23 protein-coding genes are annotated in these 22,133 nt (G+C 70.2%); 19 read left to right on the top strand and 4 right to left on the bottom strand.

Translation table 11 applies throughout. From position 1 onward, the window contains the following. The 5 genes from recA to dapF all read left to right on the top strand — a co-directional run. On the top strand, window positions 1-731 hold a 731-nt coding region (gene recA, locus QZX79_RS17405; RefSeq protein ID WP_294570344.1), incomplete at its 5' end, for a recombinase RecA. Window positions 732-1,360: 629 nt separating this feature from the next. Beyond that, window positions 1,361-1,822, top strand: coding sequence for a regulatory protein RecX (locus QZX79_RS17400; protein WP_294570341.1), 462 nt, complete (start codon window positions 1,361-1,363; stop codon window positions 1,820-1,822). A 179-nt stretch (window positions 1,823-2,001) separates the two neighbouring features. Further along, window positions 2,002-3,558 (top strand): tRNA (N6-isopentenyl adenosine(37)-C2)-methylthiotransferase MiaB, encoded by a 1,557-nt coding sequence (miaB, locus tag QZX79_RS17395; RefSeq protein ID WP_294570340.1) that lies wholly within the window; start codon window positions 2,002-2,004, stop codon window positions 3,556-3,558. 71 nt (window positions 3,559-3,629) lie between these two features. Continuing rightward, window positions 3,630-4,529 carry a tRNA (adenosine(37)-N6)-dimethylallyltransferase MiaA gene (gene miaA, locus QZX79_RS17390; protein ID WP_294570352.1) on the top strand — a complete coding sequence of 300 codons (900 nt, stop codon included), beginning with the start codon at window positions 3,630-3,632 and terminating at the stop codon, window positions 4,527-4,529. 4 nt (window positions 4,530-4,533) lie between these two features. Then, window positions 4,534-5,481 (top strand): diaminopimelate epimerase, encoded by a 948-nt coding sequence (dapF, locus tag QZX79_RS17385; RefSeq protein WP_294570338.1) that lies wholly within the window; start codon window positions 4,534-4,536, stop codon window positions 5,479-5,481. A gap of 97 nt (window positions 5,482-5,578) precedes the next feature. Here the strand turns inward: dapF and QZX79_RS17380 are convergent, their stop codons facing one another. Next, the gene (locus QZX79_RS17380) at window positions 5,579-6,190 is read right to left on the bottom strand and encodes a class I SAM-dependent methyltransferase (RefSeq protein ID WP_294570337.1); all 612 of its coding nucleotides are present in this window, start codon (window positions 6,188-6,190) and stop codon (window positions 5,579-5,581) included. A gap of 172 nt (window positions 6,191-6,362) precedes the next feature. Here QZX79_RS17380 and hflX point away from each other — a divergent pair, with 172 nt between their 5' ends. Next, window positions 6,363-7,955, top strand: a complete 1,593-nt coding sequence (hflX, locus tag QZX79_RS17375) for a GTPase HflX (RefSeq protein WP_294570350.1) — start codon at window positions 6,363-6,365, stop codon at window positions 7,953-7,955. Further along, the gene (locus QZX79_RS17370) at window positions 7,948-9,978 is read left to right on the top strand and encodes an ATP-dependent DNA helicase (RefSeq protein ID WP_294570335.1); all 2,031 of its coding nucleotides are present in this window, start codon (window positions 7,948-7,950) and stop codon (window positions 9,976-9,978) included. Before hflX ends, QZX79_RS17370 begins: the two co-directional genes overlap by 8 nt. Before the next feature lie 31 nt (window positions 9,979-10,009). Here QZX79_RS17370 and QZX79_RS17365 read toward each other — a convergent pair whose 3' ends face one another. Beyond that, the gene (locus QZX79_RS17365) at window positions 10,010-11,155 is read right to left on the bottom strand and encodes a GGDEF domain-containing protein (RefSeq protein ID WP_294570333.1); all 1,146 of its coding nucleotides are present in this window, start codon (window positions 11,153-11,155) and stop codon (window positions 10,010-10,012) included. Window positions 11,156-11,354: 199 nt separating this feature from the next. Then, the gene (gene lexA / locus QZX79_RS17360) at window positions 11,355-12,050 is read right to left on the bottom strand and encodes a transcriptional repressor LexA (RefSeq protein ID WP_294570348.1); all 696 of its coding nucleotides are present in this window, start codon (window positions 12,048-12,050) and stop codon (window positions 11,355-11,357) included. A gap of 382 nt (window positions 12,051-12,432) precedes the next feature. On the opposite strand from lexA, the gene QZX79_RS17355 reads away from it, so the two are divergent. The 8 genes from QZX79_RS17355 (at window position 12,433) to QZX79_RS17320 (ending at window position 18,644) form a co-directional block, all read left to right on the top strand. Next, on the top strand, window positions 12,433-12,855 hold the full coding sequence (locus QZX79_RS17355; protein ID WP_294570330.1) for a LysM peptidoglycan-binding domain-containing protein: 423 nt from the start codon (window positions 12,433-12,435) through the stop codon (window positions 12,853-12,855). Window positions 12,856-12,933: 78 nt separating this feature from the next. After that, window positions 12,934-14,028 (top strand): histidinol-phosphate transaminase, encoded by a 1,095-nt coding sequence (locus QZX79_RS17350; RefSeq protein WP_294570326.1) that lies wholly within the window; start codon window positions 12,934-12,936, stop codon window positions 14,026-14,028. 92 nt (window positions 14,029-14,120) lie between these two features. After that, window positions 14,121-14,738, top strand: a complete 618-nt coding sequence (gene hisB, locus QZX79_RS17345; RefSeq protein WP_120166558.1) for an imidazoleglycerol-phosphate dehydratase HisB — start codon at window positions 14,121-14,123, stop codon at window positions 14,736-14,738. Further along, entirely contained in the window at window positions 14,735-15,379 is a 645-nt protein-coding gene (gene hisH, locus QZX79_RS17340; protein WP_294570321.1) for an imidazole glycerol phosphate synthase subunit HisH, read from the top strand. The genes hisB and hisH overlap by 4 nt, the downstream gene beginning before the upstream one ends. Then, a complete protein-coding gene (locus QZX79_RS17335; protein WP_294570318.1) occupies window positions 15,376-15,531 on the top strand; it encodes a hypothetical protein in 156 nt (51 codons plus the stop codon). Before hisH ends, QZX79_RS17335 begins: the two co-directional genes overlap by 4 nt. Before the next feature lie 168 nt (window positions 15,532-15,699). Then, complete coding sequence (gene priA / locus QZX79_RS17330) at window positions 15,700-16,458, top strand: bifunctional 1-(5-phosphoribosyl)-5-((5-phosphoribosylamino)methylideneamino)imidazole-4-carboxamide isomerase/phosphoribosylanthranilate isomerase PriA (protein ID WP_294570315.1); 759 nt, start codon at window positions 15,700-15,702, stop codon at window positions 16,456-16,458. Further along, complete coding sequence (locus QZX79_RS17325; RefSeq protein ID WP_294570311.1) at window positions 16,455-17,294, top strand: SseB family protein; 840 nt, start codon at window positions 16,455-16,457, stop codon at window positions 17,292-17,294. Before priA ends, QZX79_RS17325 begins: the two co-directional genes overlap by 4 nt. A 30-nt stretch (window positions 17,295-17,324) precedes the next feature. Continuing rightward, complete coding sequence (locus QZX79_RS17320; protein ID WP_294570309.1) at window positions 17,325-18,644, top strand: MFS transporter; 1,320 nt, start codon at window positions 17,325-17,327, stop codon at window positions 18,642-18,644. Between the two features lie 209 nt (window positions 18,645-18,853). On the opposite strand, the gene QZX79_RS17315 is transcribed toward QZX79_RS17320, so the two are convergent. Further along, the gene (locus QZX79_RS17315) at window positions 18,854-19,309 is read right to left on the bottom strand and encodes a DUF1844 domain-containing protein (RefSeq protein ID WP_294570306.1); all 456 of its coding nucleotides are present in this window, start codon (window positions 19,307-19,309) and stop codon (window positions 18,854-18,856) included. Between the two features lie 241 nt (window positions 19,310-19,550). On the opposite strand from QZX79_RS17315, the gene infC reads away from it, so the two are divergent. The 4 genes from infC to QZX79_RS17295 all read left to right on the top strand — a co-directional run. Further along, on the top strand, window positions 19,551-20,735 hold the full coding sequence (infC, locus tag QZX79_RS17310) for a translation initiation factor IF-3 (protein WP_366485133.1): 1,185 nt from the start codon (window positions 19,551-19,553) through the stop codon (window positions 20,733-20,735). 113 nt (window positions 20,736-20,848) lie between these two features. After that, the gene (gene rpmI / locus QZX79_RS17305; protein ID WP_043447572.1) at window positions 20,849-21,043 is read left to right on the top strand and encodes a 50S ribosomal protein L35; all 195 of its coding nucleotides are present in this window, start codon (window positions 20,849-20,851) and stop codon (window positions 21,041-21,043) included. Window positions 21,044-21,136: 93 nt separating this feature from the next. Then, on the top strand, window positions 21,137-21,577 hold the full coding sequence (gene rplT, locus QZX79_RS17300; protein ID WP_294570296.1) for a 50S ribosomal protein L20: 441 nt from the start codon (window positions 21,137-21,139) through the stop codon (window positions 21,575-21,577). Between the two features lie 39 nt (window positions 21,578-21,616). Continuing rightward, window positions 21,617-22,133 (top strand): RNA methyltransferase (locus tag QZX79_RS17295; protein ID WP_294570293.1); only part of this gene is annotated, 517 nt, incomplete at its 3' end.

Here is a 22,133-nt window from a genome sequence, read left to right as displayed (position 1 = left end):
AGCTTGGGGTCGACACCGACGCGCTCCTGGTGTCCCAGCCCGACACCGGCGAGCAGGCGCTCGAGATCATGGACATGCTCGTTGGATCCGGCTCCATCGACATCGTGGTGATCGACTCCGTCGCGGCGCTTGTTCCCCGCGCGGAAATCGAAGGCGAGATGGGCGACAGCCACGTGGGCCTGCAGGCCCGGCTCATGAGCCAGGCCCTCCGAAAGATCACCGGCCGCCTGAGCCAGACCAAGACCACCGCCATCTTCATCAACCAGCTCCGCGAAAAGATCGGTGTCTTCTTCGGCAGCCCCGAAACCACCACCGGTGGCAAGGCGCTGAAGTTTTACGCCTCCGTGCGCATCGACGTCCGCCGGATCGAAACCCTCAAAGAGGGCGTGAACCCGGTCGGTAACCGCACCCGGGCCAAGATCGTGAAGAACAAGATGGCTCCGCCGTTCAAGCAGGCCGAGTTCGACATTCTCTACGGACACGGCATCTCCCGTGAGGGTGGTCTGATCGATGTTGGCGTCGAGAAAGGACTGGTCAAGAAGTCCGGCGCCTGGTTTACCTATGACGGCGACCAGCTGGGCCAGGGCAAGGAAAACGCCCGCAAGTTCCTCATCGACAATCCCGACCTCGCCGATGAGCTGGAGCGGAAGATCCGCGTCAAGCTCGGAATCGACGAGCAGCCGGAAGAGCATGAGGACGGGCCCAAGCTGAAGGCCGTCGGCGGAGAGTAGCCGCAGTGGCGGGAAGCGGATCCTGGGGGCGGCCGGCCGACGGCCCGCCGCCCTCCGGTGAGTCCCCGTTCGGGTCCTCCGGCCGCAGGTCTTCCTTCGGGTCGTCGACTGGTAAGTCCTCCTTCGGGTCCTCCTCCCGTAGGTCTTCGTCCGGTAAGTCCTCCTTTGGGTCTTCCTCGGGTAAGTCCTCGTTTGGGTCGTCTTCGGGTAAGTCGTCCCTGGCAGGGCAAGGGGCACGGCCCCGCCGCCGGCGGAAGGCCGAACGGGAGGCCGAAGATTCCGCCTTCGGGCCCGTCGTCGGCCGCTCGGCCGACCTCCCTCCCGAATATGACGACGACGCGCCCGGCCCCTGGGACAACCAGGATCCCGGGCAGGCCCACGACGGCGCATCCGCCGAAGCCGGCAGGCCCGGGAACGGCAGGACTCCACCCGGTGGCCGCGGGCGCTCACGGCGCCCCCGCGCCGGAGAAGGCGCAGCCGGGCAGCCGTTCTCGCAAGGGGCTGCCTTCGGAGAGCCCGGGCCCGGGGAGCCGGCGCCCAAACGGCCGGGACGGGAACCGGCACCAGGGGAGACCCGGTCGGGAGACTCTCCGGACGCGTCGGATCCGCTCGCCCTGGCACGCTCGATCGTGCTGCGCCAGCTGACTCTGGCCCCCCGCAGCCGGCACCAGCTGGCCGTGAAGCTCGCCGAGCGGGGCGTGCCCGAGGAAGCCGCCACGGCGGTCCTCAACCGCTTCGAAGAGGTCCAGCTCATCGACGACGCTGAGTTCGCCCGGATGTGGGTCCGCAGCCGCTCCGCCACCCGGTCCTTGGCCCGCTCCGCTTTGAAGCGGGAACTGGCCGAGAAGGGGGTTGACCCGGCCCTTGCCGAGGACGCCCTCGCCCAGGTGAGCGACGACGACGAGCGTGACGCCGCAGGTGAACTGATCCAGCGGAAGATGCGGCAGGGCGTTGACCTTTCCGACCGCGCCGCGCGGGACAAGGAGGTGCGCAGGCTCGTTTCGATGCTCGCCCGGAAGGGCTACGCACCCGGCCTGGCCTTCGCACTCGTGAAGGACGCCCTCGACGGACAGGACGCCGCCGCCGGATGACGCGGCCAGGGCATCCTCCTGCGCTCCTCCCGCCGGATGACGCGGCCAGGGCATCCTCCTGTACTCCTCCCGCCGGATGACGCGGCCAGGGCATCCTCCTGCGCTCCTCCCGCCGGAGTGAATCCTCCCCTCCGGCGCGGGATTGTGGGCCGGTGGCGGGGCGGTCGTACCCTTAAGCCGTGAGTATTACAGTCCCCGCACCTTCCTCCGCCGAACCGTCGACAACACCGGCGGCGGCAGTTTCCGCCGGCCCGCAGCGCACCTACGAGGTGCGCACCTTCGGGTGCCAGATGAACGTCCACGACTCGGAGCGGATCTCGGGCCTCCTCGAGGGGGCTGGACTCACCCCGGCCACCGGAGGGCAGGCCGACGTCGTCGTCTTCAACACCTGCGCCGTCCGTGAGAATGCCGATAACAAGCTCTATGGAAACCTCGGCATGCTCGCTCCCGTCAAGGAGGCCAACCCGGGAATGCAGATCGCCGTCGGCGGCTGCCTGGCGCAGAAGGACCGGGAGACCATCCTCCGCAAGGCACCCTGGGTCGACGCCGTCTTCGGCACGCACAACATCGGGGCGCTGCCGGCCCTGCTCGAGCGCGCCCGGCACAACGACGAGGCCCAGCTCGAAATCCTCGAATCCCTCGACGTCTTCCCCTCGACGCTGCCCACCAAACGGGACTCGGTGTACGCCGGGTGGGTCTCCATCTCGGTCGGGTGCAACAACACCTGCACGTTCTGCATCGTGCCCTCCCTCCGCGGGAAGGAGCGCGACCGCCGGCCCGGAGAGATCCTCGCCGAAATCGAAGCCCTCGTGGCCGACGGCGCCATCGAGGTGACGCTGCTTGGCCAGAACGTTAACTCCTACGGCGTCGAATTCGGCGACCGGGGCGCCTTCGCGAAGCTGCTCCGCGCCTGCGGGGGCATCGAAGGACTCGAGCGGGTCCGTTTCACCAGCCCGCACCCGGCGGCGTTCACCGACGACGTCATCGACGCCATGGCCGAAACCCCCAACGTCATGCCGCAGCTCCACATGCCGCTGCAGTCCGGCTCCGACCGCATCCTCAAGGCGATGCGCCGCTCGTACCGGTCGGCGAAGTTCCTGGGCATCCTTGACCGCGTGCGCGAGCGGATGCCGTCGGCCGCAATCTCCACCGACATCATCGTCGGCTTCCCCGGTGAGACCGAGGAGGACTTCCAGGCCACCCTCGACGTCGTCGAGAAGTCCCGCTTCGCGACGGCCTTCACGTTCCAGTACTCGAGGCGCCCGGGCACCCCGGCAGCGGACCTTCCGGACCAGCTGCCCAAGCACGTGGTGCAGGAACGCTTCGAACGCCTCACCGCGCTGCAGGACCGCATCGCCGAAGAGGAAAACGCCCGCCAGGTGGGCCGGTCGGTCGAGGTGATGGTGACGGCGAACCAGGGCCGGAAAGCCGGGGAGACCCACCGCCTGACCGGACGCGCCCAGGACCAGCGGCTGGTGCACTTCAGCGTTCCCGCCGGCGCCGAGGTGCCCCGCCCCGGCGACCTGGTGACCGTCCCGGTGACCCACGCCGCGCCCTTCCACCTGCTGTCCGATCCCACCGCCGCCGAATACTCGGTGCGGCGCTCCCGCGCCGGGGACGCCTGGGACCGCAGCCAGGCCGACTCCTGCGGGGCGCCTGTCCCCGGGAGCGGGTCCGGCGCAGCCGGCGCGGGCGTGTCCCTGGGCATGCCGGTGCTGCCCCCGCGCCGCTCTTGATACCGTCCGTCCCGGGCCCCGGTCCCGCAGGCGGACCCGGGGGAGGAGAAGCCGGGGACGCCCCGCCGCCCATCGTCGCGGTCGTCGGTCCGACCGGCACGGGCAAGTCCGACCTCGCCATCGCCCTCGCCCTTGAGCTCGGCGGTGAGATCATCAACGCCGACGCGCTCCAGTTCTACCGCGGCATGGACATCGGAACGGCCAAGGTGCCGGTTGAGGAGCGGCGCGGAGTCCCGCACCACCTCCTGGACATCCTCGACATCCGCGAGGAGGCGAGCGTCGCCGCCTACCAGTCCGAGGCCCGGCGGGCCATCGATGCCGTCCGGGCCCGCGGCAGGGTCCCCGTGCTCGTCGGCGGGTCCGGACTCTACGTCCGCGCCGTCCTCGACCGGCTGGAATTCCCCGGCACCGATCCTGCCCTCCGGGAACGCCTCGAGGCCGAACTCGCCGCCGGAGGGTCCGCCGCGCTGCGCGTCCGGCTCGCCGCGGTGGATCCGGTGTCGGCGGAGCGGATCGCCGATGACCGCCGGCTGGTGCGGGCGCTGGAGGTGGCCGAACTCACCGGCCGCCCGTTCAGCTCCTTCATGCCCGACCGGCAGTACTACGCGCCGGCGGTCCAGATCGGTCTGGCGGTCGACCCGCAGGAGCTCCAGGTGCGGCTCGCGGAACGGGTGCACACGATGGTCCGGGGCGGCCTGCTCGAGGAGGTCCGGGCCCTCGACGCCCGGGGCCTCCGGAACGGACGCACCGCCTCGCGGGCCCTGGGCTACTCCCAGCTCCTTTCGGTCCTCGACGGCACCCTCAGTGAGTCCGCGGCCATCGAGGACACCATCACCGCGACCCGGCAGTTCGCCAAGCGCCAGCGCACCTGGTTCCGGGGGGACCCCCGCGTGCAGTGGCTGCCCTGGCGGGCTCCCGACCTGATCCAGCGGTCGCTCCTCCTTGCACGCGGCGCCGGGCCATTATCCTAGAAGGGTGAGTACCGCACCCGCCCCGCAGGCCCCGACCGTATCGTCCCTGACCGGTGTGCCGTTCACCAAGGGCCATGGAACGGGCAACGACTTCCTCCTCCTCCTTGACCCCGAGGCGGCCCTCGACCTTCGAGCCGACGCCGTCGCCGCTGTGTGCGACCGCCACCGTGGGGTCGGAGCCGACGGGCTGATCCGAGCCGTGCGCTCCGGGCAGCTCCCCGAGGGGCGTGAGCTGCTCGCCGGGGCCCCGGAGGCCGAGTGGTTCATGGATTACCGCAACGCCGACGGTTCCGTCTCCGAGATGTGCGGCAACGGCGTCCGGGTTTTCGTCCACTTCCTGATCAGCAAGGGCCTGGTGAGCCTCGACGACGGGGCCACGGTGTCAGTGGCGACGAGGGCCGGCGTCAAGGTGGTCTCACGCTCGGCCGACGGGTACTCGGTGGACATGGGTCCCTGGGAGTTCATCCATCCCGGGGAGGCTGCCGCTCGGGCGGTGGACTCGACGGTGGAGGCGGCGGGCCTGGGCGTCCCGCGGCCGGGCCTGTCGGTGAGCATGGGCAACCCGCACACGGTCGTCGCCCTGGCGGGGCTCGACGAGCTCGCCGCGCCCCCGCTGATCAAGGTCCCGAAGGTCGAGCCGGTGCCCCCGCACGGCACGAACGTCGAATTCGTCGTGCCCGCCGAGCCGCTCGTGGAGGACGGCGTGGGCAGGCTCACCATGAGGGTCCACGAACGCGGGGTGGGCGAGACCTTCTCCTGCGGCACCGGAGCGTGCGCGGCCGCCGTCGCCACCCGCTACTGGGCCGGACCGGAGTCGCCCTCCCACTGGGCAGTCAGCGTCCCCGGCGGCGTGCTGGGAGTCGTCTTCCACATCGGCGCCGATGGACGGGAGCACGTCGACCTCAGCGGGCCCGCGGTGCTCGTGGCCGAGGGGACCCTGCTCGGAGCCTGAAGGGACCCGCTGGGCAATCGACCCGGCCCGCGGTCTTTCGGAACGCCGGCGCTGGCCAGGGCAGCGACCGCGCCGCGGCCCTGCCCGGCGCGCGCCGTCAGTCCGCCGGACGGGTGATGTGCAGAATCCGGAAGGACTTCGCGGTGTCTGCCCGGCGCACGGTGAAGCCGGGGGGAAGGGCTTCGGCGAGCCAGCGCTGCAGGGAATCGGCGCCAAGGTTCTTCTGCACCACGAGCCACGCCTCCCCGCCGGGGGCGAGCCGCGGCAGCCAGCGCAGCAGGAGGGCATGAAGCTCCGCCTTGCCGATCCGGATGGGGGGATTCGACCAGATGGTGTCGAACTCGAGCGAGGGGTCGACGTCGTCCGGCGTGCCGGCAGAGACATTCGCCAGGCCGAGGCGGGCCGCATTGTCCCGGGTCAGGGCGATGCACCGCTCATTGACGTCCACGGCGTATACCTGGGCGTCCGGCGCCTTCAGCGCAAGGGTCAGGGCCAGCGGACCCCACCCGCTGCCGACGTCGAGCAGCCGCCTGCCCCGCGGCTCGGGGACGGAGCCGAGCAGGATGGCGGTGCCCTTGTCGATTCCGTCGGGGCTGAACAGGCCCGACGACGTCACGAGGTCGCGCTGCTCCCCATTGAGGACAACCGACAGCGGCCGCCGGACGCCCGGGCCGGCGGGCTGGGGGCTGAAGTAGTGCTGGGATTCCATAAGCAAAAGCCTAGTGCCCCGCCGGGCCGCCCACCGGGCGGAGGCCTGCCGGAACCCGGTCCGCCCGAAGCGGCCGGCCGGCCGGGGGCAAGACCGTTGCGCGGAGAGTGAATTCGCTGTGCTGGCGGTTTTCGTGCTACTAGCATTGAAGGACGCAATGACAAAGGAGAACATGACCACGAACCACGAAGGATCGACCGGAGCCGAGATGGGACCCGCGGAGATCCAGGCTGTCATCGACCGGATTCTCGCCCACGACGAGGCGGTCGAGTCCAAATCTTCGGCGGCAGCCAAGCCCCCGGCCGGCGACGGATCGACCGGTGGTGCCCCGGCGACGTGGCGCTCACGCGCCCAGGCCCTTTCCGCTTCCGCACAGGAGCACTCCGAGTTCGACGGAGACCAGGAGGACCTTGCCGAGCGGCACGCCCTGCGCCGCGTGGCCGGTCTCTCGACCGAACTTGAAGACGTCACCGAGGTCGAATACCGCCAGCTGCGCCTTGAGCGCGTCGTCCTCGCCGGTCTGTGGAGCGACGGCACGGCGCAGGACGCCGAGAACTCGCTCCAGGAGCTCGCCGCCCTCGCGGAGACCGCCGGCTCGGAGGTGCTCGACGGGATGGTCCAGCGGCGCCTGAAGCCGGACCCCGCCACCTTCCTTGGCTCCGGCAAGGCCCAGGAGCTCAAGGATGTGGTGGCGGCCGTCGGAGCCGACACCGTCATCGTCGACAGCGAGCTTTCCCCCTCCCAGCGCAGGGGCCTCGAGGACATCGTGAAGGTCAAGGTCATCGACCGGACCGCCCTGATCCTCGACATCTTCGCCCAGCACGCCCAGTCCCGCGAGGGCAAGGCCCAGGTGGAGCTCGCCCAGCTCGAATACCTCCTGCCGCGGCTTCGTGGCTGGGGTGAATCGATGTCCCGCCAGGCCGGTGGCCAGGTCGGCAGTGCAGGCGCCGGCATGGGCTCCCGCGGTCCGGGTGAGACGAAGATCGAACTCGACCGCCGGAAGATCCGCACCCGCATGGCGAAGCTGCGCCGCGAGATCGCCGGTATGAAGCCGGCCCGGGAGACCAAGCGCTCGAACCGGCGCCGCAACCAGGTGCCGTCGGTCGCCATTGCCGGCTACACCAACGCCGGGAAGTCCTCGCTGCTGAACCGGCTCACCGACGCCGGAGTGCTGGTGGAGAACGCCCTGTTCGCGACCCTGGATCCGACGGTGCGCCGGGCCGAGACAACCGACGGCCTCGGGTACACCCTCGTGGACACCGTCGGCTTCGTCCGGTCGCTGCCCACCCAGCTCGTCGAGGCCTTCCGGTCAACCCTCGAGGAGGTGGCGGACGCCGACCTGATCCTCCACGTCGTCGACGGCTCGCACCCCGACCCCGAAGGGCAGATCGCCGCCGTGCGCACGGTCCTCGCCGAGGTCGACGCCCGGAAGATCCCCGAGATCATCGTGCTCAACAAGGCCGACGCCGCCGACCCGTTCGTCCTCGAACGGCTCCGCCAGCGGGAGCCGCGCCACGTCGTCGTCTCGGCCCGCACGGGCCAGGGCATCGATGAACTGCGCATGCAGATCAGCACCTCCATCCCGAGGCCGGGGGTGCGGATGTCGCTGCTCGTTCCCTACGACCACGGGGAGATCATCAGCCGGCTCCACGAAGAGGACGCAGAGATCCTCTCCCTGGACCACGCCGAAGAGGGAACCGTGCTTGAGGTGATGGTGAGGGAAGGCCTCGCCGCCGAGCTCGAGCCGTACCTGAGGCATGAGTAAAGGGCCCGAGCCCGACGCGTTGAACCTGCTGGATGCCGCCGTTGCGGCGATGGGCGGTGAAAGCCGCGCCGGTCAGCATGAGATGACGCGCCGGGTGGGCGAGGCCATCGACACCGGGGAGCACCTTCTCGTCCAGGCCGGAACCGGAACAGGAAAGTCGCTGGCCTACCTGCTGCCGCTGATCGCCCATGCCATGGAGAGCGAGAAGCCCTCGATCGTGTCGACGGCGACCCTGGCCCTGCAGGCACAGATCGTGGGCCGTGACCTGCCGCGGCTGCTGTCGGCGGTCCAGCCGCACCTTCCCCGGCCCGTCGACGTCGCCCTCCTCAAGGGGCGGTCGAACTACGTGTGCCTGCACAAGACGGCGGGGGGATTCCCGGAGGAGGACGCCCCCGACGCCCTGTTCAGCCTCGGCGAGGACGCCGTCCAGCACCCCGGCGCGGCACCGGCCGCGCCGGGCAGCGCGCTCGGCCGGGAGGTGGTGCGCCTCCGCGAATGGGCCGAGGACACCGAGACCGGTGACCGCGACGAACTGCTGCCGGGCGTCAGCGACCGGGCCTGGCGCCAGGTGTCGGTCAGCAGCCTTGAGTGCCTGGGTGCCCAGCGGTGCCCGGTGGCCAAGGAGTGCTTCAGCGAGCGTGCCCGCGAGGCCGCCGCGACCGCCGACATCGTCATCACGAACCACGCGATGCTCGCCATCAGCGCCTTCGAGGGCCTGGCCGTGCTCCCGGACTACGACGTCGTCGTCATCGACGAGGCCCACGAGCTCCACGACCGGGTCACCGGGGCCGTCTCGGGCCAGCTCTCGGCGGCGATGGTCTCCGCGGCCGCGACCGCGGTGCGCCGTCACGCCTCGCTGCGCACCGACGCACTCGACTCCGCGGGCAAGGCCCTCGAGGAGGCCTGCGCGCTCCTGCCGTCGGGGCTGATGCCCGGACGGCTTCCGGACGAGCTCGAAGCCGCCCTCGAACAGGTCCGCGACGCCTCGCGTGCGGCCCTGTCGGACACCAAGACCGACGGCAAGGCGGACGGCCCGGGCGACGCGGACGGCGGCCGGCAGCAGGCGCGCGGACGGCTCGGCCTGGTCTTCGAGGTGGCCGAGCGGCTCCTGGCCGCCGGTGAGGCCAGCGAGGTGGTCTGGGCCTCCCGGCCCAGCACCTTCACCCCGGGTGCCGGCTACTCAATGGCCGACGAGAGCGCTCCGGCCATCCTGAACGTGGCCCCGCTGTCGGTCGCGGGGCGCCTGCGCGAGGGATTGTTCGAAGATCACACGGTCGTCCTGACCTCGGCGACCCTGGCGATCGGCGCCGAGTTCGGTCCGGTCGCCGGCTCGCTCGGGCTCACCGGGGCGGGCGCACCGTCCTGGGCCGGGGTCGACGTCGGAAGTCCCTTTGACTACCCGCGCCAGGGGGTGCTGTATGTGGCCAAGGACCTCCCCAAGCCGGAACGGGGAACCTCCGAGGCCCAGCTGGCCGAACTGGCCGCACTGCTCAAGGCCTCCCGCGGCGGAGCGCTCGGGTTGTTTTCCTCCCGCCGGGCGGCGGAGGAGGCAGCCGAGGCGCTGCGGCCGCTCGTCGACTTCGAGATCCTGTGCCAGGGGGAGGCGTCGCTTCCCTCGCTCGTGCAGCAGTTCGCCGAGGAGCCGGACACCTGCCTGTTCGGGACGATGTCCCTGTGGCAGGGAGTCGATGTGCCGGGGCAGTCCTGCCGGCTCGTGGTGATCGACCGCATCCCCTTTCCCCGCCCCGACGATCCGCTGATGACCGCCCGCACCCGGGCGGTGGCGCGGGCCGGCGGCAACGGGTTCATGAGTGTGTCCGCCACGCACGCGGCCGTGCGGCTCGCCCAGGGGGCAGGGCGCCTGATCCGGGCCTCCGGCGACCGCGGCGTCGTCGCGGTCCTCGACTCGCGCCTGGCCACTGCGCGCTATGGGTCGTTCCTGCGCGCCGCCCTGCCCCCGTTCTGGCAGACGACCGATCGAACGACGGTGCTGGGCATCCTCCAGCGGGTCGCCGCCGGGTAGGAGCCCGGGGGAGCAGCGGTCCAGCCGCGGGCTACACGGCGGCCCGGACCGCCCGGTTCCGGCCCTGCGACTTCGCAGCGTAGAGCGCGGCGTCGGCCGAGGCGATGACCGCCTCCAGCCCGCGGCCCGCCGCGGCGGCGTCGGCGATGCCGTAGCTGACCGTGGGCAGCGGGAATCCCTCCGCCGTCCGTGTTCCCTGCAGCACCCGGCTGATCTCCGCGCTGACCGCCTCGGCACGCTCCCCATCGGCGCCGGCGAGCAGGATGATGAACTCCTCCCCGCCGTAGCGCCCTACGAGGTCGGTCGAGCGCACCGACCGCGAACACGCCTCCGCGAACGCCCGCAGCGCCGTGTCGCCCGCTGCATGGCCGTAGGTGTCGTTGACCTGCTTGAAGCGGTCGAGGTCCGCAAGGATCAGCGCCCCCGGGATGCCGGCGGCGGTGAGGCGTTTCAGCTCACGGTCCGCCCGGTCAAGGAAGGCGGAACGGTTGAGCAGCCCGGTCAGTCCGTCCCGTGCTGCCTTGTGCCGCAGGTCCCGGGTGACTTGTTCGTTGCTCAGCGCGGCCATGGTGAAGGAGACCACGACGAGGAGGGTCAGGGTGATCAGGGTGGTCACCGCCGACCCGAAGTAGGTGGTGAAAACGAACCCGTCGACGCCGTCAACGACGAACGCGATGCCACGGCCCAGATAGAAGAGCGAGAGGAAACCCGAGGCGACGGCCAGCGGTATCTGGGTGCGCACCAGGTGGGGCACGGGCCGCCACACCTCGCGGGCGGCGAGCCCGAACAGCAGTGACATCATCGCCAGGAACACCGGCCCGCCGGACCAGGCGTTGACCGCGGGGTTGTCCGCGGCCGAGGCGAGAGCCGTGAGCAGGGGCGGGGCGGCGAGCTGCGCCACCCGCGGGCGCCCCCGGTGGAGCGAACGGGCCGCCGCCCAGACGGCCGCGGCGCCGGCCACGAGCAGGGTGTTCCCCAGCGGGTTGGCCCAGACCTGGTGGGAGGTGCCGTCAAGGAGGAACGCCGCGGACCCGGCAAGGAACAGGCCGATGGCCGTGCACCACCAGGCGCTGTAGGCCGACCGGGTGCGGCGGAAGGTCACAAGGTAGAACAGCACGAGCTGGATGAGCGCGACGACGCCGAAGGCGACCCTCAGGGTAGAGGTATCAAGCGGCATCCGGCGGACCTTCCCTTCCGAGCGACATGCCGCCAGTATCGCACCGGGCGCCGACTATTGCGGCCGAGCCCCGCCTCCGGCGTGGCCGGCACGGCCGGTCACGATATCTCCAACCGGCGCGGCGGGCCCGCCGGCAGAACGCCCGCGATCGATACAGCCAGCCAGCCGGCACGGCCCGCACGGTCGGGGGACCGGGAGCCTACAGGGCGCGCATCACCGAAACCACCTTGCCCATGATGCTCGCGTGGTCGCCCAGAATCGGTTCGTACCGGGTGTTCTGCGGCAGCAGCCAGGTGTGCCCGTCGCGCTGGCGGAAGGTCTTGACGGTTGCCTCGTCGTCGAGGAGCGCGGCGACAATCTCACCGTTCTGGGCGCTCTGCTGGCGCCGGACCACCACCCAGTCGCCGTCGCAGATGGCGGCGTCGATCATCGAGTCACCGGAGACCCGGAGCATGAAGAGTTCGCCGTGGCCGACGAGCTGGCGCGGCAGCGGCATGACGTCCTCGACGACCTGGTCGGCCAGGATCGGACCACCCGCGGCAATCCGTCCGACCATGGGGACCATCGCGGTGTCCACAGCGCCGGAGAACTCGGAGGCCGGGCCTGTGCCCGACCGGCCCTGTTCGGAGGCCGGGGCGTCCGCCAGGGTCAGCGGAAGCAGGATCTCCATGGCCCGCGGCCGTTTCGGGTCCCTGCGGATATACCCAAGCCGCTCCAGCTGGGACAGCTGGTGCGTGACGCTTGAGAGACTCGCGAGCCCCACCGTGTCCCCGATCTCACGCATCGACGGGGGATACCCGTTGGCGCCGATCGACCGTTGGATCGTTTCGAGGATCTTCAGCTGCCGCGTGGTCAGACCCTTGGGGACGCTCCGGCCCCTTGGACGCCCACGCACCGGCGCGCCGGTGGGAACTCCTGCGGCTGCCTCTCCCACCGGGACGGCCGGAACCGCCGGCGCCTCTTCCGCTGCCCGCTCTGCCACTGGTTTGTCCCTTCGCTGCGCCGCCACCTGCGCCGGACCCGTCGGCGGATCGTTTTGTCGGTGGCAGATGGTGTTGTCAGGTTGTCGCCGTCCGGGAGTGAAACCCCGGAAGCCGCGTCTTCCTCTGAACCCAACGGTAGGCGAGCACGGGGGTGTTTTCAAACATATGTTCGAGCGAGTCTCGACAAAGCTCGATGACAGATGCTAAGAATAAGCAGGACGAAATAGAAGACATGTTCGAATATCTTGTTCGAACGGGTTGAACTTATTCGAAACTCCAGAAGAGGTACACGTCATGACCGCAACGCCAGGCCCGCTCAGTGCCATCGCAGGTTCCGCAGTGGCGGGTGGTTTCCGGTCCCTCGGCCAGAGGGGCGGCCGTCTTCCCAGTCAGCGGGATGCGGACCTGCCCCCGCTGCGGCTGACGCGCCGCGGCCGGGTGCTGCTGGTCGGAGTGCCGCTGGTGCTGCTGGTGGCCGCCCTGGTGTTCCTTGCCGCGTCCACGACGGCGCCGGCCCGGGCCGGCAGCGACGCCGGACAGCCGACCGAGACCCTGGACGTCAATGTGGCACCGGGGGAGACCCTCTGGTCCCTGGCGGGTGAGTTCGCTCCCGAGCGGGATCCGCGCGATGTAGTCTCGGAGATCGTCGAGCTCAATGGGCTGGGGTCATCGACGGTGCAGGCGGGCCAGGTCGTTGCGATTCCGGTCTCCCGGTAGCCCGCACCCGCCGGCGGCGGCCGGTCATCGGCGGGCCTCAATTCCACGCCCGGGCGGACCGTCGCTTAAGCTCGAGAGGTGAGGAACCGCCTTGAGTCCCTGTCCCGCCTTCCGCTGCGTGAGAACCTTGTGGGGCTATCTCCCTACGGTGCACCGCAGATTGACGTACCGATCCTGCTCAACGTCAATGAGAACACCCATGGGGTGCCCGCCGAGGTTCACCGGGCCATCGTGGACGCGGTGCAGGCAGCAGCCCTGGGCCTGAACCGTTATCCCGACCGCGAATTCACCGAACTGCGCGGAAACCTGGCCCGCTACCTCAGCGGTGGAGTCACCGCCGATCAGGTCTGGGCCGCCAACGGCTCCAACGAGGTGCTCCAGCAGATCCTGCAGGCCTTCGGGGGCCCGGGACGGACCGCGATCGGCTTCCCACCCACCTATTCCATGTATCCGCTGCTGGCCAGCGCCACCGACACCCGCTATGTCACCGCCCCGCGGGATGCCTCATTCCAGCTCGAGGCCGGCTATGTCGCCCAGGAGGTCGCCTCCTCGGGAGCCAATATCGTCTTCCTCTGCTCGCCGAACAACCCGACGGGGACGGCGCTGGGACTCGACGTCGTTGAGGCCGCCTACGAGGCCGGTGCCGCGGCGCGCGCCATCATCATCGTCGACGAGGCCTACGCGGAGTTCTCCCACGCCGGGACGCCCAGCGCAATCACCCTGCTCCCGGGCCGGGAACGGCTCATCGTCTCGCGCACCATGAGCAAGGCGTTCGCCCTGGCCGGCGCCCGCCTGGGGTACCTCGCGGCGGCACCGGAGGTCGCCGACGCGCTCCGCCTGGTCCGCCTGCCGTACCACCTCTCGGCCATCACCCAGGCCGCCGCCAACGCCGCACTGACCCACTCCGCCACCCTCCTGGCGAACGTCGAGGCGATCAAGGTCCAGCGCGACCGCATCGTCACCGAGCTCACGGCGCTGGGCCTCAACCCGGCCCCCTCCGATGCCAACTTCGTCCTGTTCGGCGGGCTGGCGGATCCACAGCGGGTCTGGCGGGGCCTGCTCGAGGCAGGGGTGCTGATCCGCGACGTCGGAATTCCCGGCCATCTGCGCGTGACGGCCGGTACCGAGAGCGAAACCACAGTGTTCCTTGAGTCACTGAAGCGCCTCCTCTGACCGGCGTCTCTTAGACTGGAGGGGAACGTGCGCCGCCCCTGAACCTCCGGATGCAGGCAGCACCGACGCGAAGCCCCTAGCGAAGGACACCAATGACCGTGGAGATCTCCGCCGCCCGCACTGCGCGGATCGAGCGGACCACCAGCGAATCCAGCGTGTACCTCGAGGTCAACCTCGACGGCACGGGTACCTCGGACATCAGCACCTCCGTGCCGTTCTACGACCACATGCTCACCGCCCTCGCCAAGCATTCGCTGATCGACCTGACGGTGAAGGCCACAGGGGATACGCACATCGACGTCCACCACACCGTCGAAGACACAGCGATCGCCTTCGGCGAGGCCCTCCGTGAGGCGCTTGGCACCAAGGCCGGCATCCGGCGTTTCGGCGAGGCGACAGTTCCCCTCGACGAGGCCCTTGCCAATGCCGTGGTCGACATTTCCGGGCGCCCCTTCCTCGTTCACGGCGGCGAGCCGGCCGGCCAGGAGTACCACCTCATCGGAGGACACTTCACCGGATCGCTGACCCGCCACGTCTTCGAAGCCATCGCGCTGCACGCCGGGATCTGCCTGCACCTCACCGTGCTCGCCGGCCGCGATCCCCACCACATCGTCGAGGCGCAGTTCAAGGCCTTCGCACGGGCCCTCCGCGCCGCCGTGGAGTCCGACCCCCGGGTCGAAGGCATCCCGTCGACGAAGGGGGCACTGTGAGCGCGCCGAAGGTAACCGTGCTCGACTACGGGTCGGGCAATGTCCGCTCCGTGGTGCGGGCCCTTGAGCACGTCGGTGCCGAGGTCACCCTCAGCGCCAAGTCGCAGGACGTCCTCAACGCCGACGGGCTGGTGGTGCCCGGCGTGGGCGCCTTCGCGGCCGTCATGAAGGGCCTGAAGGACGTCGATGCGCTGCGCCTGATCGGACGCCGCGTGGCGGGGGGCCGTCCCGTCCTCGGCATCTGCGTGGGCCTGCAGATCCTCTTCGACGAAGGGGTCGAGCACGGCGTGCGCACCGCAGGGATGGGGGAGTGGCCCGGCAAGGTCGAGCGCCTCCAGGCCGAGGTGGTGCCCCACATGGGCTGGAACACGGTCAGCCCGCCGGAGGACTCGGTGCTGTTCAACGGCATCGAGGACGAGCGGTTCTACTTCGTCCACTCCTACGGAGTGCAGCACTGGGACTTCGATGTCAGCCAGCCCATGATGAAGCCGCCGCAGGTGACCTGGTCCGACCACGGCGGGAGGTTCGTCGCCGCCGTCGAGAACGGCCCGCTCTCGGCGACCCAGTTCCACCCGGAGAAATCAGGCGACGCCGGAGCCCAGCTCCTGCGGAACTGGATCGGCAGGGTAGGAAAATCGTGATCAGCGTCATCCTGATGGGGGTTGCGGGCCTGCTGATCGGCGGGGCGTTGTCCTTCCGCTCGCAGGGCTTCCCCAAGGGGCTGATCATCAGTTTCTGGATCCTCGCCGGCATGGCCCTGGCCGGGGCGTACCTCTTCACCCTGGACGTCTAGGCAGGCGCAGCACGGCACGGCGGGGACACCATCCACCGCCGTGCCGCGCCCGCCCTGCACCAGCGCCCGCCCTGCCCCCCAGCCTTACACCCCCGCCAGCTGTGCGCCTCCACCAGCTGCGCACCAATTCCCGCGGCCCGTCCCGGCCACGTCGACCGAAAGAAGCCCATGAGCCCGTTCACCGACTCTCCCAACCTGGAACTCCTCCCCGCCGTGGACGTCGCCGACGGCCAGGCCGTCCGCCTCGTCCAGGGGGCTGCCGGCAGCGAAACCAGCTACGGCGACCCTGTCGACGCGGCGCTGGCCTGGCAGGAGGACGGCGCGGAGTGGGTCCACCTCGTCGACCTCGACGCCGCGTTCGGGCGCGGATCGAACCGGCCGCTCCTCGAAAAGGTCGTCCGGAAACTCGACATCAAGGTTGAGCTCTCCGGCGGAATCCGTGATGACGCATCACTCGACGCCGCCCTCTCCCTCGGAGCCACCCGGGTGAACCTCGGAACGGCCGCCCTTGAGAACCCCGAGTGGACCGCCAGCGCCATCGCCCGCTACGGCGACGCCATCGCCGTCGGACTCGACGTCCGCGGCACCACCCTGGCCGCCCGGGGATGGACCCAGGAGGGCGGGGACCTCTGGGAGGTGCTGCAGCGGCTCGAGGACGCGGGGTGCGCCCGTTACGTCGTCACCGACGTCACCAAGGACGGCACCCTGCAGGGGCCGAACCTCGAACTGCTGAAGCAGGTGATCGAGCGCACCAGCCGGCCCGTGGTGGCATCCGGTGGCATCTCGACCCTCGATGACCTCGCGGCACTGCGCCAGCTGGTGCCCAGCGGCCTCGAAGGAGCGATCGTCGGCAAGGCCCTCTACGCCGGGGCGTTCACCCTTCCCCAGGCGCTGGACGTGGCCGGCCACCCGGCACCGCGGGAATGAGCAGGGAGCTCCCGGCGCACATCGCCGCCGCGCTGGCGGGAAACACCACGGACTCGGCGGGACGGCCCTGGGCCGGACGGGACCTCTCCGGTGACGGAAACCCCCTCCATAACTTCGACGACGACGACGGACAGGCCGATCCCGGCTACTCGACCGCAGTCCAGGCCCTGATCGAGGGAACCGGCGGTGAGGAGCAGGTGATCCAGGCGCTGGCCTCGGCGCGGGTCTTCATCCCCATCGTGGCCCAGCTCGCCGCCGCCGGGGAGGGCCTCGACGGTGTCGAGGCCGACAAGGAAGCCGACATGGCCCTGGTGACCCTGCGTGCGCCGGACGGGCGGGCGGCGCTGCCGGTGTTCAGTTCGGCGGACCGGCTCGCGGCCTGGCACCCCGACGCCCGTCCCGTGGCCGCCTACGCGGCGCGGGCGGCCCTGGCCGGCGTGGCGGAGAAGGCCGAACTGCTGGTCGTCGACCCGGGAGCCGACTTCACGTTCGTGGTGCGCCGTCCGGCGGTCTGGGCGCTGGCCCAGCAGGAGCCCTGGACCCCGTGCTACCGCGACCCCGGCCTCGGCTCCATCGTCGCGCCGATCAGCACCGCCGAGGAGGCAATCCTCGACGTCGTCCTTGAGCCGGGCTCCGGGGTGGCCGCCCGGACCGCTGGCGGTAGGCTTGTCTCCGGCGGCGGAGCCGGGCCGGAACTGAAGATGAGTGTCCGGCTGCAGCCCGGGCTCAGCCCCACCGCCGTCCGGGACCTGGTGGAGCGCCTGCGCGCCTCGCTCCAGGCCCGCCGGGAGTTCGTCGAACGGGTCGACTCCCTGGAGATCCGCATAACCCGCTGACCGCGAAGGATCAGCAAGAGAGATGCTGCCGTGAACTTTGCCGTCTACCTGGAACTGCTGCGCATCGTTCCGGTCCGGAGGCTGCTGCTCGTCGGCATGGTCGCCCGGTTCCCGCACTCCGCCGCGGGGGTCCTCCTGACCCTTCACGTCGTTCAGACCCTCGACCGCGGCTACGCCGCCGCCGGGACGGTGGCCGCGCTGGTGACGATCGGCATCGCCGTCGGCGCACCCTGGCGGGGTCGGCGGGTCGACAGCGTCGGGCTGCGCCGGGCGCTGATACCCTCGATCATCGCCGAGGCCGTCATCTGGTCGATCGCCCCGCGGCTGCCCTACGAGTGGCTCCTGCTGGCGGCGCTGGTGGGCGGGCTGTTCACCCTCCCGGTCTTCTCCGTGGTGCGCCAGTCCCTCGGTGTGCTGGTCGAGGGGCAGTCCCGCCGCACGGCATTCACCCTTGACGCCATCTCCACCGAAACGATCTTCATGGTGGGCCCGGCCGTCGGCATCGTGCTCGCCACCCAGGTGTCGACGGTGCTCGGCCTCACCCTCGTGGGCTTCGCCACCGCCGCGGCGGGCATCCTGCTGATGATTTACAACCCGCCCACCCGCACCGGACAGCCTGGGGCGCTTCCCGCACCGAGCGACGCGGAGGACTCGGCGATGGCGGTCGAATCCGTGGTGGCCGCCGCGCCTGCCCGGGTCAACGAGGCATCGGCGGAACTGATGCCGCGCGCCGCGGTGCCGATGCTGCGGCGGATGGGCGGCAGGGTCGGTTCCCGGTTCGGTTCCCGGTTCGCCTGGGTCACCATCCCGTTGACCGTCGTCATGGCCGTCGCCGCCGGGGCGGGCCTCGCGCTCTCCGGGACCGAGGTCGGCATCATTGCCACCCTCGAGCACACCGGCAGGGAGGAGCAGCTCGGGCTGGTGTTCGCCGCCTGGTGCGCCGCCTCGATCGTCGGGGGACTGCTCTACGGCGCCCTGCACAAGCCGATCTCACCCCTGGTGCTCCTGCTCGGAATGGGGGTGCTGACCATTCCGATGGCCTTCGCCACCGACACCCTGTCCCTCAGCCTGCTCTCCATCGCCCCTGGCCTGCTCTGCGCACCGGTGCTCTCCGCCGCCTCCGAAAAGGTCGCCGACCTCGTACCGGAGAAGCGCAGGGGAGAGGCCATGGGCTGGTACGGCTCGGCTTTGACCTCCGGCGTCGCCGTCGGGGCTCCGCTCGCCGGGTTGCTGATCGACACGGCCGGCCCGTGGGGAGGTTTCGTCGCCGTGGGCGGCGCCGCGGCGCTCATCGGCACCGCAGGGCTCGCCGCCCAGCAGGTCCGGCGCCGCCGGGCGCCCGTCGGCTGAGAGCCGTTCCCGCACGCCCGTCGGAGAGCAGCTCCCGTACGGCCCGGCAGCTCCCGCATGCGGTGCCGTTGACCGCGGCCCCTGAACACCGTGGCCCTTGCATGCAGTGGCCCTTAAATGCAGCGGCGGCCAGCCCCGTTGGGGGCCGGCCGCCGTCGAACCGGCACCGAGTGCGGCGGGGCTACTTGGGCGGTGCTAGTTGACCGGTGCTAGTTAACTGGGCCCGTGAACTTCTCGCCGGGACCCTTGCCCGGCGCGTCGGGGATCACCGACGCCTCCCGGAAGGCCAGCTGCAGCGAACGCAGGCCGTCGCGCAACGGGCCGGCATGCTGGCTGCCGATCTCGGGGGCGGCTGCCGTGACGAACCCGGCGAGGGCGGTGATCAGCTTCCGGGCTTCGTCGAGGTCCTTGAGCTCTTCCGCGTCGTCGCCGGCGGCGAGACCGCATTTGACGGCGGCGGCGCTCATCAGGTGGACGGCCGAGGTGGTGATGACCTCCACAGCGGCCACCTCCGCGATGTCGCGCATGTGCTGCTGGACCGACTCGTCGGAGCCGTGTTCCGGCGCCGCCTCCTCCGCAAAACTGCGGCGGGTCGGAGAGGGGTCGGAGGCGGAAGCCGGGGCCTCGGGCCCGGTTTCGGCGGGATTGCTGTTCGGAGTGCTCATACTGGTAAGCTTGTCACAGACCAACTGAACGTCGTTACTTCCAGCGCCCGCTGCGGGTATGGGAAAGAACACGTTCAGGATGCAAGCGGAGTCCTCTCCCACCCGCGATTGCCTGGTGCTTCTTAGGGAAGTGCTTCAGGCAGCCGGGTCCAGGTCGGTGCAGCAGGCGCAACCCGCGTCTGAGCACACGCCGGTATCTGCCGGACGTGTACGCACTGATACCCGAGGCCTTCGATTGCGCATGCGATTGGAGGCCTTCTCCATGTGCAGGCGGTCTCCTAAGGTTTTCAACAATCAGGAGCTACACATTAGCGAGCCAAGAATCAATGATCGCATCCGCGTTTCCGAGGTGCGGTTGGTTGGACCTGCCGGCGAACAGGTAGGAATTGTCCGTATCGAGGACGCACTTCGACTTGCCGCCGAGTCCGACCTGGATCTTGTTGAGGTTGCACCGCAGGCCAAGCCTCCGGTTGCCAAGCTGATGGATTTTGGCAAGTACAAGTACGAAGCCGCGGTCAAGGCGCGTGAGGCACGGAAGAACCAGACCAACACGGTCCTCAAGGAAATCCGCTTCCGCCTGAAGATCGACACCCACGACTACGAGACCAAGCGCGGTCACGCCATCCGGTTCCTCGGCGCGGGCGACAAGGTCAAGGCCATGATCCAGTTCCGCGGCCGCGAACAGCAGCGCCCCGAAATGGGCATCCGGCTGCTGCAGCGCTTCGCCGAGGATGTCGCCGAGGTCGGCGTCGTCGAGTCCTCACCGAGGATCGACGGACGCAACATGGTCATGGTGATCGGCCCGGTCAAGAACAAGGCCGAGGCGAAGGCCGAAGCACGCCGCGCCACGCAGCGCGCCGATGCCAAGGCGGCGAACGAGGCGGCCAAGGCCGGCACCCCCCGCGTCGACGTCTCCGGAGCCAGCGGCGCGCCGCGGACGCAGACGCTCGCGGATCTGCTGCCCGAGGGGTACTCGATCACCGGCAGCCAGCCGGAGGAGGCAACGGCTCCCGCCGAGGCTGCACCGGAAGCCTCCGAGCAGGCAGCACCCGCTCAGGAGACGGCCCCGGCCGTCGTCGAGCAGGCAGCACCCGCCCAGGAGACGGCAGCGCCAGCCGCCGAGCCGGCCAAGGCGCCGGCACCCCGGCAGGCACCAGCCAGGGCCACCCGGCCGGCAGCCGCGGCATCAAAGCCCGCAGCCGCCCGCCCGGCGGCGTCGAAGCCCGCCGAGGCCAAGCCCGCCGCGGCAGCACCCGCGGCACCGGCAGCACCGGCGCCCGCGCCGAAGCCAATGGCGGCACCGAAGCCCGGTGGCGCTCCTAAGCCGATGGCGGTTCCCAAGCCCGCTGCCACCCCCAAGCCCGCCGGAAGGACGGCTCCCTCGAAGAGCCCGTCGAGCCGGCCGAAGCCTGGAAGCTCCGAGTAGGAACTTCCCAGCTCTTGGAATCCCTCCGGGTGACCAAGTAAAACCGCAGGCGCTCCTGGGCGCCGTCCAACCGCTGACACCCGTCCGCGGCTAGCAGAAGGAGATCGGTTCCCATGCCGAAGATGAAGACCCACAGTGGCGCCAAGAAGCGCTTCAAGCTGACCGGCAGCGGCAAGCTGAAGCGCCAGCAGGCCAACCGCCGCCACTACCTCGAGCACAAGTCCTCGACGGTGACCCGTCGTCTTGCCGGAGACAAGATTGTCTCCAAGGCCGACACCAAGGTCATCAAGAAGATGCTCGGCGTCTAAGACCCCACCACCCTTTCCGTATAAGGCGCACCGCCTCGCGGAATGCGCTGCGGCCAGCAGGCCGCGCGGACGATCAACTGAAGGAGTACGCACGTGGCACGTGTGAAGCGGGCGGTCAACGCCCATAAGAAGCGCCGGGTTATTCTTGAGCGCGCCAAGGGCTACCGCGGACAGCGCTCACGCCTGTACCGCAAGGCCAAAGAGCAGCTGCTGCACTCGTTTGTGTACAGCTACGGTGACCGCCGCAAGCGCAAGGGCGACTTCCGCCGCCTGTGGATCCAGCGCATCAACGCTGCATCCCGCGCCAACGGCCTCACCTACAACCGTCTGATCCAGGGCCTGAAGGCCGCGGAGATCCAGGTTGACCGCCGCATGCTCGCCGACCTCGCCGTCACCGACGGCGCCGCGTTCGCAACGCTCGTCGGTATCGCCAAGGGTGCACTGCCCGCCGACACCTCGGCTCCTGTCGTGGAAGAGGTCAAGGTCGTCAAGGCTCCCCGGGCTTCCCGGGCCAAGGCCGCAGCAAAGGCCTAGGGTCGCCGGCCGGTTCCGCCGGCAGCAGCCTGACATTTCATGAATATATCCGGACGCCCCCAGGCACCGCTGATGACCAACCCCCGAGCAGATCGGGTGAAGGAGGTCGCGCGGCTTGCGGGGCGTCCGGGGCGTTTAAAGCGGGGCCAGTTCCTCGCCGAAGGCCCGCAGGCAGTGCGCGAAGCGCTGAAACTTCACGCCGTGCGGGTCGGGTCCGGGGCCCAGGAGGTCGTGACCGACCTGTTCACCACCGAAGCCGCCCTCGAACGCAACCCCGATATCGCGGCCCTCACCGGTGGAGCCGGTCAGCCTGCTGCCCGGGTCGTCACCGATGAAGTGCTCGCGGAGATGTCCTCCACGGTCACCCCGCAGGGCCTGATCGCCGTGTGCCGGTTCATCGACGTGAGCCTCGAAAGCGTCCTGAGCGCGCGTCCGCGGCTGATCGCGGTGCTCGTCGAGGTGCGGGACCCAGGGAACGCCGGGACGATCCTGCGCGCGGCCGATTCCGCCGGAGCGGACGCCGTGATCCTCACGGCATCGAGCGTCGATCTCTATA

It is taken from the genome of uncultured Arthrobacter sp. (genome assembly GCF_902805515.1).
In the GTDB taxonomy this organism is placed as follows: domain Bacteria; phylum Actinomycetota; class Actinomycetes; order Actinomycetales; family Micrococcaceae; genus Arthrobacter_D.
Note: the sequence above shows the minus strand (reverse complement) of the source record. Positions and strands in the feature narration are given on the sequence as shown.